This is a genomic window from Candidatus Contendobacter odensis Run_B_J11, from assembly GCF_000531125.1.
GTDB lineage: Bacteria > Pseudomonadota > Gammaproteobacteria > Competibacterales > Competibacteraceae > Contendibacter > Contendibacter odensensis.
The window spans coordinates 1-12,676 of the sequence record NZ_CBTK010000122.1; the positions used below are offsets into that span (position 1 = coordinate 1).

A 12,676-nucleotide genomic window follows, 5' to 3' on the forward strand; every position below is an offset into this window, starting at 1 on the left:
ACGGGACTACCGGCAGTACAGGAATAGTTCTCGCCTACGACCTCGGTATGCCAGAGTACTTCCCCGCTCCTGGATACTCCCACCACATGTCGACCATCGTTATCAACATGGACAGCAACTCCCGTTTTCAAATCCTTTATAGCTATATTGGCTTTTGGATAAGCCTGTAACGAAGCATGGCCAGATTCGACTTTCTGTGTCTCCACCGCGAACGCCATGTCAGTGGTTAGACATAATACAGATAGCCAACTCATCATTGTTTTTTGCATAGCCCCTCCTGGTTTAGCAGCAGGCTTCGATCTTCAAGCACTGATACCGTTTACCGATAGGTTTTATCTTTATTCGTCATACCCGCGAAAGCGGGTATCCAGTCAGTCCGGCAGCGGGTCGCTGGATTCCCGCATTCGCGGGAATGACGACCATAGGCAAGGTGCAATAATATAATGGGTTCTGTAAATTTTCCGGTGATGGCGAGGGTTGATAGCGTCAGGCTAGGGCATTGACTGAATGCAACCCATTGATCTCAATAGGCATGTTCATTTTACCTGCCTGCCCCACAGTTCCGATCACAGGAAAATTTACAGGAGGAATTCATTGGATGAGTTCAGCGCTGCTGCCAACAGCCGGGCGGTAACCTCCATGACTGGAATCACCCGGTCGCAGGCTATTCAGGCTGGACCGATTCAAAACAGTGTTGTGCTGTCGCCGGCAGCGATGAGCAGAGGCTTTACATTTTTAGTAAATGCCTCGGAACGGACTGTCCTGAGAAAAACCACTTGAGATGATTTGTTCACATACCCATCCCATTCCAGCCGAATATCTATACCGGGCCTATCAACGACTCTGCCAGCCGTATTAGTCAGATAGTGGCCGGTAAGTTTGGCGATGCGCTCGTTAATCACATCGGCGAGGATGCCGTCGCGCATGATTCCAGCAGGTCTATTAACATCTACGCCTTTATCGGTTAAGAACCCCAGCGAGGTGACTGCGCTGAGGTAATCGCACCAGTAGCACACCTCATAATACGTCGTGAAAAATCCATCAAACGATTTCATGCTTAAAGTTGGCGGGCGGAGAATAGGCAGATTGACTAATAATTCGATGATTATTCGTTTCACACTGGCACCCACTTTACTATCCCGCACCAGGTTGACAAATGCCTCATTAATCAACCGATAGGTGGTTGAATAGAAAGTAGCCATATCATTTTGAAATGCGACTGCGCCCGGCCAGGACACGCTGGGATCGCTGGGAATGGCAGCGCCAACGTCCGTAGTCAACTTTTTGACAAACTCGATTGAACCAGTGACGGTTCCAGTCTGAGCAAGGCCCTTGATTTTGTCGTCCAGATTCGCGAAAATTTTTTCGCTGAAAGAAGAAGATTGGGAGAGAAAGTTTTTGACGGCTGTAGCTGTATCATTACTGGATTCAAGAAAGGATTCTAATCCCTTATTGGTGGACATACGGCTGAGGATTTTTATATCCTTGAGTGCAGCAGCGCCCATAATATCGATGCCTGCAAACAGAACAGATAGAACCAGCCCATTGATGGCGTCAATCTTTGCCAGCCGAGCCTCCTGTTCTTTTCTTTTGCGACTGGCTTCAGCAAACACATCCTGGACTAAGCGGAGCGTCGCCTCATAGTGGCTGCTCAGTGGACGGACATAATTATCCATCCAAATGGATTTCTGATTCTCCAGATCAGTCTGGAAGAATGCTGGATTTTGCAGGTAGATATCTACCTTTTTGCTCATATTGATGCTCATTTTCAAATACCTCATTGCTTGGGTTCAGTGAGTAGCAGACTACTCTCTGGCGGTTCTCGAGGAAATGCCCTTCAATAGTCGGCCTAAAATTACAGTCGTAACTAAAGCAAGGCAATAAGCGTGTCAAAATCTTTACTATTTTGATAGGTAAGGATTTTTACTAAAATGCCGGCTTATTTTTCATCCATGAACCGTTCATTCTGAACCGTCCAGTCCGGTTCACTATGAACCGAATTCAGTTTGTTCGGTTCCAGTGCCAGGACGAATGAATGGGCAGAGCGCGCACGATTTAGAAACAGAAACTGTCATCACGATAACGAGATCAAGGTCGGTATTGCTTGAATTCATTGGATGAGTTCAACGCTGCTGCCAACAGCCGGGCAGTGACATCCACCAGCGGAATTACCCGGTCGTAAGCCATTCGGGTCGGACCGATGACGCCTAGAACTCCCAGCACCTGGCCTTCCACGGTATAAGGCGCAGTCACTATGCTGCATTCTTCCAGCGCCTCAAAGCCGGATTCCTCGCCGATGAAAATCTGGACGCCATCGGCTTGCAGGCACTGGTCGAACAGGTGTAGCAAGTCGCCTTTGTGGTTAAAGGCTTCGAACAATTGGCGCAGCTTGTCGAGATCAGAGAGATCAGCGTATTGCATCAAATGGGTTTGACCGGCGACGACATAATCCTCGCCGACCGGTTCGGTCGCAAAGGTCTGCTCGGCCATCTCAACCACGGTCTGCATCAGCCGGTTGAGGTTATCGCGGGTTTCGCGCAAATCCCGCAGCAAGGCTTCGCGTACTTGTTGAATGTCCTTACCGGTGAACTGCGCGTTCAGATAATTCGCGGCCTGCTGTAATTCGCTGGCGCTATAGGGACGGCGGGTCTGAATGATGCGGTTCTGCACCTCCTGAGTGTTCAACACCAGGATCACCAGTACCCGGCTCTCGGACAGGGGCAGAAACTCGACTTGGCGCAACGTCGCGACTTGACGGCGCGGCAGCATGACCACCCCGGCCAGTTGGGTAAAACCCGATAGCAGGTCCGATACCGAGCGCGCCAAGTCTGCGCCATCGCGTACCGGCTGGCCGATGCGTCGGCGCAGGATTTCGATTTCCTGAGCGTCCAGCGGCTTGAGATGCAGCAGCGCATCAATGAAAAATCGGTAGCCACGGGCAGTCGGCACCCGCCCTGCCGAGGTGTGCGGCGCCCGCAGATAGCCGAGTTCCTCCAGATCCGCCATCACATTACGGATCGTGGCTGGACTCAAATCCAGGCCCGCATCGCGGGCCAAAGTCCGCGATCCAACCGGCTGCCCATCGCGAATGTAGCGTTCAACCAGCGTCCGTAAAAGATGCTGAGTGCGCTCGTTCAGAGCAGAATGGCTCGCCGTGCTGAATTCCATACTGTGCATCGCTGTAGACCCTCAACTTAGGCTCTGTTGACACTTTAGTGTCTCTTATAGTATGCATAAAAAATTACTCAACCAAACAGTATTAAAGGTTATGTCGAACGCCCAGTTGGCCGACGAGCAGTGGCATAAACTTTTAAAGTTCCTTCCACAACAAGACGGTATCTACGAAGCTGCCCGGCTACCACGCTCGCGGCGCAAAGGCCGGGTCATTTTGGATCGAGGCCGAATCCCCCGTCGCTCGAATGCTGAACAGTCCCCGGTTCTCGACCATCGCTTCGGCGCCGGCATCCGCCGTCAGCCACGCCATCGCGCCATAAATCCGGTTCTGGGCGTAGCGGGGGATCCATGCTTTCAGGTGATCCAGTTTGTCCAGGAAGTTTTTCACGTCATCCGGCCGCAGCGTGGTTTTGACTTCCACCACCACGACCGCTTCGTCGTTGTGGGCGATGAGGTCAAATTCATAGTTTCCGCCACCGGGCTGTTTGCCTTTCAGGCGGGTGGTGGTGTCGGCGATGGGGATGCCCCGTTGGATCAGCAGATTGACCCGATCGCCCTCCACCAGTGATTCCATCAGCTTGCCCCATTGGCTGGTGAACAGCTTTTCGAGGGCGTTGATTTTCTTTTCCGTCGCTTGCGATTGCTCTTTCAGCAACCGCTCGGTGTCCTGAAACTTCCGGTCGGTCTGCTGCGATTGCTCTTTCAGCAACCGCTCGGTGTCCTGAAACTTCCGGTCGGTCTCTTGAAACAAGCGCCAAACATCGTCAAGCGTCGGTTGTGCCGTCGACATGGTGGTCTCCTTTATAGTCAGGACTTTCGCTTTCCGTCATTCCCGCGTAAGCGGGAATCCAGTAAGCCACTGAAAAAATTGGATACCCGCTTTCGCGGGTATGACGAATTTAAGGGGCTTGGCGAAAGTCCTGATAGTGACGATTTCAGTATACGCCCTATCCCACCCCACCAAAAAACCGCCCCGGTGTCGCAAAGGCGGTTCATCCTGTTTTGCCCTCCCCTTTGAAAAAGGGCAGGGCTGTTAAATTTTCGGTTCTTCGAGAGTTTCTGTGGAGCGGGTATTCCAAAACAGATTTTGGCCCGTTGATCCAGCTTGTAGTGAGATCTCTGCCCTTGCAGATCAATAAATTATTGACGAGTTCAGCGTGGTAAGTCCGATCTTGATCCGACCGAACGAGTGGTTCTCTTGGCTTCGCGGGTTGCGAATCAATCGCGGATGAGCAGGTTAACGGTGTAGCGTTCGGTCACCGAGGTGTCGCCTTCCCAAAATCGCCAGTATTTGAGTTTGAGGGCGACGGTACCCGCCTGCCGAGCGGTGAAGGTGAAACTCCGTTGACCTCTGGCGCCCACATAGGCTTCGGTCGTTTCGGCGAATGCGGTGCTGTCCAGCGCCAGCCGCTGACGGTCGCTTTCATCAATCGCCCAGCCAAACCCGGTGCTGGGATTTTCTGGCAGCCGTACCGTGATCTGTTCGCCCCTCTTGACCTCGGCAGATCGGTTGTTGTCGGCTTGAGTGAGGATCAGCATTCCATTCTCGCGACTACCGGCAGGAGCAGCGACCGGTGGATCGCTCTTGGCAGTGCTGCAACCGGCGGCGAGCAGTGCGGCCAGTGCCACTGGGATCAAACGGGAACGGGATGACAATACGTTGCGAATAATGGACATGAGAGCTTACCGGGTGAGCGGCGGAGGGTGAATCGCCGGGGAGTGAGTAAAAGTGACAGGATTTTCGCTTCTTGAATACCTTTGCTGACCGTTCGTCGAGAAATTATGACCGTTGGACCTTGAACAGCGTGAAAGTGTACGAGCAAGCCTTTTAAGGTGCGAGCCATGAACAGACAACGTGGTTTTACTCTCATTGAGCTGATTATTACCGTAGCGATTGTAGCGATTGTGCTGGCCATCGGCGTACCGTCGTTCCAGGGCATGATACGGGACAATCGCTTGGCGACGCAGGTGAATGAGTTGGTGACGGCGATGAATCTGGCGCGGTCGGAAGCGATTAAGAGAGGGCGGCGGGTGACGCTGTGCAAGAGCGCGGATGGGGCGAATTGCGCGACCAGCGGCGGTTATCAGCAAGGTTGGATTGTGTTTGTGGATCCGAACGACAATGCGGTCGTAGATGTAGGCGAGCAGGTGCTGCGGGTCAAGGCGGCAATGGAGGGTAATTTGACTTTGACCGGAAATTCGACTGTTCAGTCTTATATTTCTTATGTGGCGGGCGGGATGAGCCAGTTGGTGACCGGTGGATTTCAGGCAGGGACGCTGACGCTGTGTGCAACACCCAAGGCTCGTTCGATCATTATTAATAGTTTGGGACGGGCGCGGCTCGCGGAGACGAGTTGCTGACCATTCGTCGGGAAAAGGCTACCGTTGGATCGTGAGCGGTGGGTAGTGGGTTGCAGATTTTTAGCAGGGTACAAAGCATGAACAAACAACGTGGTTTTACCTTGATTGAACTGATCATCACTGTGGCGATTGCGGCAATCGTAATGGCGATTGGGGTGCCGTCATTCCAGGGGATGATGCGCAATAACCGCGCTGCTACGCAGGCAAATGAGATGATCAGCGCGCTTAATCTGGCTCGCAGTGAGACGGTCAAACGCGGGCGGCGAGTTTCGTTATGCCCTTCGACCAATGGGACGGGATGCAGTGGAACGGATTGGAAGGGCGGCTGGATTGTGTTTGTGGATACGTCTGCGACGGATGCTTCGGTAACGGTTGGCCAAGTGTTACGAGTGTGGGGAGCACTGGCGGGCGATCCGACGTTTAGCGGCCCGGCGAATATTCGCTACCGTCCTACGGGTGACATTATTTCGGCCAGTCCGCAGGAGCAGCTTTCGTATACGCTGGATACGGTTAATCAGGCTATTTGTATTTCCCTTGTGGGTCGGTTCCGTGTGGTGAAGGAGAGTACGACATGTCCGTGATGAACAGCGGGATCGGTTTAATCCCGATCCGTCAGCAGGGCTTCACCCTGATTGAGATTCTAGTGACGGTGGTGGTGCTGTCCATCGGTTTGCTGGGACTGGCGGGGTTGCAAGCGACTTCAGTGCGGTTTAACCACAGTGCTTATTTGCGGTCACAGGCCACCAGTCTTGCGTATGACATTGCGGATCGGATGCGAGTGAACCGGCAGGCGGCGCTTCTTAATAATAGCTACACCGGTTCGGTCACGCGGACTTGTCAGAGTAGCGTGGCTTTAGCAGGAACCGTTGCTGCTCAGGATATTGCCGCCTGGGGAAATGCCCTGGCCTGTGCCTTGCCTTTGGGAAGAGGCACCATTGTGCGCGGCGCTGGTAATATTTTTACTGTCACGGTGTTATGGGATGACAGCCGTGGGCAAGACCCTCTTCAACAGTTCGCAATGACGACCGACCTATGAACCACATCCGTCAGTTCCCATCCCTCTTCGTCCGGCGTCAGCGCGGTCTGTCGCTGGTAGAGATTCTGGTGGCGCTGGTGATCAGCCTGTTTCTGATTGCGGGCGTAATTCAACTGTTCATCAGTAGCAAGCAGACCTATCGAAACTATGATGCGCTATCCCGTCTTCAGGAGAATGGACGGTTCGCGCTGGAAGCGATGTCTCGGGATATTCGCATGGCGAGCTTTACAGGATGCCCCAGAATCAATCCCAACCCGGTCTTTCCGATTGCTGCACATTGGCTGGCCAATGTGTTGACGAATAATGCCGCAACTTGGTGGACGAATTTTGGTGCGAATTCTGTGATGGGTCTTGAAGGCAATCAGGTTTTTCCAGATCCAAATATATCCTTCGGCACCGGCTCAGGAGATCGCGTTAACGGGACTGATGCCACGATTTTAATCGGGGGTGGAGGGGGGGGTTATTCAATTAATGCGGTTGATCCATCAGCAGCACCTCCTACATTGACGCTGGCTGGAGTGGGCAATCTGGGGACAGGCAGCATTCTGGTCATCTGTGATGCCCAGCAGACTTCGATCTTTCAGGTAACGGGTTTAGCAGGTACGACGGTGTCGGTCGGAGGTGGTGCGGGAGCGCCGGGGAATTGTATGTCAGGATGGGGTTCTACGATGGCCTCCGATGCTCTCAATCCTTGTGCTGGATCGCCGTATTCGTATGCTACCAATGCCATCATGACGGATTTTATTCCCAGTGCTTATTATGTGGGAGTGAGTACTTCGGGAACGACCTATTCCTTGTACCGATTGCAAATGCAGGTAACCGGCGCTACGACGACGGCTTCGATGGCGGCGCAGGAGTTGGTGGAAGGGGTTCAGGATATGCAAATCCTGTATGGAGAGGATACAACGAACCCTCCAGACGGTGTCGTGGATCGGTATTTAAATGCAAATAACATCGCTAATTGGAATAATGTACTGAGTGTCCGGGTGAATCTGTTGCTGGTGAGTCTTGCCGATAACCTTGTCCCGACGCCTCAGCAATTAATGTTTCCCCCCGAGGTGGTGGATGGGGGCGGTAACCTGACATCGGGAACGTACTCTACACACCCAAGTGTTATTTGTCCTAATGATCGATGCCTGCGGCAAATCTTTTCCACGACAGTGGGCATTCGTAACCGTTTGCGCGTCCGTAGCTAGAGAATCGCCATGTTTAAATTGACTCGCATTATGACTCGATACGCGGCTGGATCGGTCCCGCAACGGGGTTCGGCGCTGATTATTGCCTTGGTTTTTCTGCTGGTGATGACCTTGATTGGTGTTACAGCCATGCAAGGCACTACTCAGCAGGAAAGCATGGCGGGCAATGCGCGCCAGCGAAATCTGGCGTTTCAGGCGACTGAAGCGGCACTGCGATCGGGTGAACAAAGTCTGGATAGTTCTGGACCGGCAGCGGTAACACTTCCTACGACGTTTGTCCCGCCGGCCACGGATCCTGGCACATTTTGGATGAATTATGACTGGGCGCAATCCCTACCGTATAACGGCGCACTGGATCCGACGCTGAATGCGCCGCCGCGTTATGTGATCGAACAGCCGATCGCTATGTCTATTGTAGATGAGACGAGCGCTGCGCTCGGACCCAAGGTAACGGTTCCGGTGACCCTTTATCGGGTGACTGCCCGTGGTGTGGGGGGGACGGCGGACGCAGTGGTGATTTTGCAGACTTTGTATCGGCCGAATATTTAGGCAGATTAGCCCTTGGTGAAAAAGGGCGGTGAGTCGATGTGCGTGTGCAGAACAACTTATTCAAGCCATCGGGGTGCGAGACATGCCGATGGGAAAAAGCAGTTTTACAGAGTCATTCTTTTGGAGGATTTCGACATGCGATTCATTCAGCGTTTTGATACTTGCCGTGGGTCGGTGTGGGTGTGCTTGTTGGTTGTAGCGCTGCTGGTCGCTACGCCGTTGCACGCGGAGGAGGTATTTAGTGTTGTCGGTCAAATTACCGCTGTAGATGTGGTGGGGCGAGCCATCGAAATTGATGGCGCTCGATATACCCTTGCCCCACAGGCTGAAATTAAAAATGCGTCCAGCGAGACCCAGCAGGCGATGAACATCACGGATCTCAAAGTGGGTCAATATGTCAAATTCACAGCCAGCGGCAATATCATCCAGAATCTCCGCATTTTTAACAATGGGCCACCCATTTAAAAGTTGTGTGGTGCAAGGTCACTATCATGATCATGAACACCCGTTGGAGCCAGTTATGAAAAACCAAACTTTTTTCTCCAAGATGAATTCTATGGTAATGCCAGCAGTTATGACATTATTAATGATGATGTTTATTATATTAGGCATTGGAGGAAACGCCCGGGCGGGCACCATTGCACCGGGGCCGCTGTTCCTTACAACAGCGGGTGTTGATCCAAATATCATGTTTATTCTGGATGACTCCGGATCAATGATGTTTGAAATCATGCCGGATGATTACACTTACTGGGGTCAAACCAATGGCTCTATTGTCTATGTATTTCCTCGAGTCAGTGGTGTTTATGGTGCTGACGACTATACTAATAATGTTGTCACAACAAGCGACACGAGTTCCTACACAGCATTGGCGCGTTCCTCGGCGTTCAATAAGATTTACTATAATCCTGCCATCACCTATACGCCGTGGAAGAAATATGACGGCTCTTCATATGCTAATGCAAGCACGACTTGTCCCTACCATAATCCAGAAAATACTGGCGCCGGCTGTCGTAGTTTAACTGCCAATATTCCCACTGCTGGGCCAAACTGGCGAAATTGTAATGCCACTGGCTGTAATAGCTCAACTCCGAGCAGTACTTTCTGGCCAGCCACTTATTTCACTTACAATGGTGGCAACCAGTGGACGCGAACCAATTACACCAAGACAGAAATCAAATCGGCCACCCCAACTTACTCTGGGGATGGTCGAACCAGCCGCACCGATTGCACCGGCGGCGTTTGCACCTACGCTCAGGAAATCCAGAACTTTGCCAACTGGTACACCTATTACCGCTCGCGCATTCTCGCTGCCCGGGCGGGTGTCGGTAAAGCTTTCGTCAACCAAAGCGAGAAGTTGCGTGTGGGTTTTGGCACTATTAACAAAGGATCCACCAGTATTGACGGAGTCAATGCAAAAGCGGTAATCACGGGTGTTCGCCCCTTCACGAGCACCAACCGCGAAGCATTTTTTGATCAGCTATACAATCGTGATATTCCAGCACAAGGCACGCCGCTGCGCCTCGCACTGGATGCTGCTGGTCTATATTTCAGCCGCACCGATGACAGAGGCCCCTGGAGCAGTACGCCCGGTCAGACGGGCGGCACCGATTACACCTGTCGCCAGAGCTACACCATCCTGATGACCGATGGGTATTGGAATGGTGATCAGGCGGGTACTACTAACGCACGCGCCAATAATGATGGAACCGCAGGTCCCACCATTACTGAACCCGCACATCCTCCCGTACTTGCTCAATCCTTCACCTATTCGGCGGTCTCGCCCTTTACCGATAACTGGACCAATACATTGGCGGACGTCGCCATGTATTACTGGAAGCGCGATCTACGCACGGATCTCGCCAACCGGGTGCCGATCAATACTGCTGATCCCGCATTCTGGCAGCACATGGTGACTTTCGGAGTGGGTCTCGGCGTGAACGGGTCGGTGGATCCCACTACCGCCTTTGCCGCCATTGGTGGTAACACGACGATCACTTGGCCACAACCATCCGATACGGGTACATCCCAAAATATTGATGACCTGCTCCACGCCGCTGTCAATGGTCGTGGGGGGTTTTTCAGCGCCACCGACCCCGATACCTTTGCCACGCAGTTGTCGACCATGCTTGAAACCATTGTGGCCCGCAAGGAGAGTTCCGCCGCCGCGCTGGCCGCCAACTCAACCCGTCTTGATGTCGATACCGCTATTTATCAATCCATGTTCAATAGCGAGGACTGGAGTGGTCAAGTGGCCGCTAAGCAATTCAATGCTGACGGTACTGTCAGTGATACGGACCTGTGGAATACCAATACTGCCGGTAAGATTCCAGCGCCGCAAGCTGACAACGGCACAATAACAGCCACCACAAGTGGCCGGAAGATTTACACCCTGGTGGGTAATGTCGGTAAGGAGTTTTTATGGGAAAATTTGGATACCGGCCAGAAAACCGATTTACGGAGCACTGATACCGTTACTGTGGCTGAAGGCCAAAAGCGACTGAACTGGATTCGTGGTGATCAAAGCAACGAGAAACCTGTTGGCACGCTCCGCACGCGCACTAAACTGCTCGGCGATATCGTTAATTCCAGCCCCTTTTATGTAGGGGCCCCTCTTGACTTTGGGTACCAAGCGATGTCGGGGTATACCACATTTCGTGAGGCGAAAAAAAACCGAACCAAGATGCTGTATGTGGGCGCTAACGACGGCATGTTGCACGCCTTTGATGCTACATGTGTTAAAAATAATGACCCTGATGCTGAGCCGCCATGTTCAAATACAACGGCCGGTCAGGAGAAGTTTGCCTTTATACCGAAAGTGGTGTTTCCCAATCTTCCCAATCTGACGGCCTCCAACTATACGCACCAGTACTTCGTGGATGGTTCACCCTATGTTGGCGATGTCCAAATCGGTGGCGTTTGGAAGTCCATTCTGATTGGCGCCACCGGTGCAGGTGGACGTTCAGTGTTCGCGTTGGATGTGACCGACCCGGACAACTTCAGCGCCAGTAATGTGCTGTGGGAATTCACCGATACCAATGATATGGGTTACCCGGTGGGTCAGATCGGTCAGGTCGCGATGGGGCGCTTGCAGAACGGTACTTGGGTCGCGGTCTTCGGTAACGGCTACAACAGCACGAGCGGCAAAGCCTTCCTGTTTGTGGTCAACGTAGCGGACGGTACCCTGATCGCAAAGATTGCCACTAACTCCAGTGTCTCCAACGGACTGGCGGCCCCCGTCCTGCTGGCCGACGCCAGCAAAAATGTCGTGGCCGCCTATGCCGGCGATCTGCTGGGCAACCTGTGGAAATTTGATCTGACGAATAACACGGTCGCCTTTAGCAATCCCCTGTTCAAAGCCAGGGATGCCGCCGGCAACATTCAGCCGATCACGGCGCCGCCCGAAATCGGCAAGCATCCCAATGGTGGCTATATCATCGTGTTCGGCACCGGAAAATACTTTGAGGAGGGCGACCACAACGCGAGCGCCACCCCGCGTCAGAGCCTCTACGGGATCTGGGACACCGCCGTATTGAACAGCAATGCGTGGCAAGGAGGGTCTGCCATCACCGCAACCAACCGTAGCGGGTTGCAGGCGCAAACGGTCAAAGGGCAAACAACGACTGCCGGCAACAATTGGCGCTTGGTGTCGCAAACCTCGGTGGTATGGAGCGGGAGCGGGGCGAAACGGGGTTGGTATATGGATTTACCTGCTGATGGCGAGCGAGTGACGGATAGTCCGACCCTAAGTGTGGGGCGGGCGATCTTTATCACCCGAGTTCCGCGAGTATTGGATGATCTCTGCGTACCGTCGGCGGGTACTGCGTGGCTAATGGTGGTGGATCTGGTGACGGGCGGGCGCACGGTGGAAGTCTCGTTTGATGTAAACCGGGATAAGCAATTCAATGCGCTGGATGACATCACCGTGGGTGGAGAAAGAGGTGCAGCCAGTGGCTTTGAGGGCATTCGCGCCGGTTTGTCCACTGGCATTACCCTGATCGTGTCATCCAGAGGCATTGATGTATTGCTGTCGGGAACCGATGCATTGACTACCACCGCCGACGCAACGTCCGCTGCGACCGGGAGTGACGCTACTGCGGCTGCGGCCGCCGTTGCCGCCAAGGCCGTTGCCGATGCCGCCAAGGCCGCTGCTGACACTGTTATTAGCACCGCTAATGCTGCCGCTGCGACTGCTCAAGCCACCGCGAACGATGCGGCTGTTGTTGCTGCCGCTGCTGCTGCCAGACTGCACTTCTGCAGGGGTAAAATTTCGTCCTAACTTTAAGGTATATCCATTGATCTCCAGGTAGTTTTCATCACCACCATATATATTTACATCAGGATTTGTTTTTTTTGAGCC

At 53.1% G+C, this 12,676-nt stretch carries 12 protein-coding genes; 7 read left to right on the plus strand and 5 right to left on the minus strand.

Annotated elements, in window-relative coordinates:
• The 5 genes from BN874_RS25565 to BN874_RS09440 form a co-directional block, all read right to left on the minus strand.
• Positions 1-269: hypothetical protein (locus BN874_RS25565; RefSeq protein ID WP_230314382.1), on the minus strand; the 269-nt coding region annotated here is incomplete at its 3' end.
• Positions 270-683: 414 nt separating this feature from the next.
• Positions 684-1,766, minus strand: coding sequence for a hypothetical protein (locus BN874_RS09425; RefSeq protein WP_034432459.1), 1,083 nt, complete (start codon positions 1,764-1,766; stop codon positions 684-686).
• A gap of 322 nt (positions 1,767-2,088) precedes the next feature.
• Complete coding sequence (hrcA, locus tag BN874_RS09430; RefSeq protein WP_230314383.1) at positions 2,089-3,177, minus strand: heat-inducible transcriptional repressor HrcA; 1,089 nt, start codon at positions 3,175-3,177, stop codon at positions 2,089-2,091.
• Positions 3,178-3,355: 178 nt separating this feature from the next.
• A complete protein-coding gene (locus BN874_RS09435) occupies positions 3,356-3,964 on the minus strand; it encodes a hypothetical protein (protein WP_034432462.1) in 609 nt (202 codons plus the stop codon).
• Positions 3,965-4,392: 428 nt separating this feature from the next.
• On the minus strand, positions 4,393-4,851 hold the full coding sequence (locus tag BN874_RS09440) for a protease inhibitor I42 family protein (protein WP_051497650.1): 459 nt from the start codon (positions 4,849-4,851) through the stop codon (positions 4,393-4,395).
• Positions 4,852-5,016: 165 nt separating this feature from the next.
• Here BN874_RS09440 and BN874_RS09445 point away from each other — a divergent pair, with 165 nt between their 5' ends.
• From BN874_RS09445 to BN874_RS09475, 7 genes are all read left to right on the plus strand, one after another.
• Positions 5,017-5,535, plus strand: a complete 519-nt coding sequence (locus BN874_RS09445) for a GspH/FimT family pseudopilin (RefSeq protein ID WP_034432465.1) — start codon at positions 5,017-5,019, stop codon at positions 5,533-5,535.
• Positions 5,536-5,612: 77 nt separating this feature from the next.
• Positions 5,613-6,116, plus strand: a complete 504-nt coding sequence (locus BN874_RS22475; RefSeq protein WP_081756276.1) for a GspH/FimT family pseudopilin — start codon at positions 5,613-5,615, stop codon at positions 6,114-6,116.
• Positions 6,107-6,571, plus strand: coding sequence for a type IV pilus modification protein PilV (pilV, locus tag BN874_RS09455; RefSeq protein WP_230314384.1), 465 nt, complete (start codon positions 6,107-6,109; stop codon positions 6,569-6,571). Before BN874_RS22475 ends, pilV begins: the two co-directional genes overlap by 10 nt.
• Positions 6,568-7,767: a PilW family protein gene (locus BN874_RS09460; RefSeq protein WP_034432467.1), complete on the plus strand. Its 1,200-nt coding sequence runs from the start codon at positions 6,568-6,570 to the stop codon at positions 7,765-7,767. Before pilV ends, BN874_RS09460 begins: the two co-directional genes overlap by 4 nt.
• 9 nt (positions 7,768-7,776) lie before the next feature.
• A complete protein-coding gene (locus BN874_RS09465; protein ID WP_051497652.1) occupies positions 7,777-8,316 on the plus strand; it encodes a pilus assembly PilX family protein in 540 nt (179 codons plus the stop codon).
• A 135-nt stretch (positions 8,317-8,451) separates the two neighbouring features.
• Entirely contained in the window at positions 8,452-8,781 is a 330-nt protein-coding gene (locus tag BN874_RS09470) for a hypothetical protein (RefSeq protein ID WP_034432470.1), read from the plus strand.
• A gap of 55 nt (positions 8,782-8,836) precedes the next feature.
• Positions 8,837-12,595, plus strand: coding sequence for a pilus assembly protein (locus BN874_RS09475; RefSeq protein WP_195912152.1), 3,759 nt, complete (start codon positions 8,837-8,839; stop codon positions 12,593-12,595).
• The last annotated feature ends 81 nt before the right edge of the window (positions 12,596-12,676 follow it).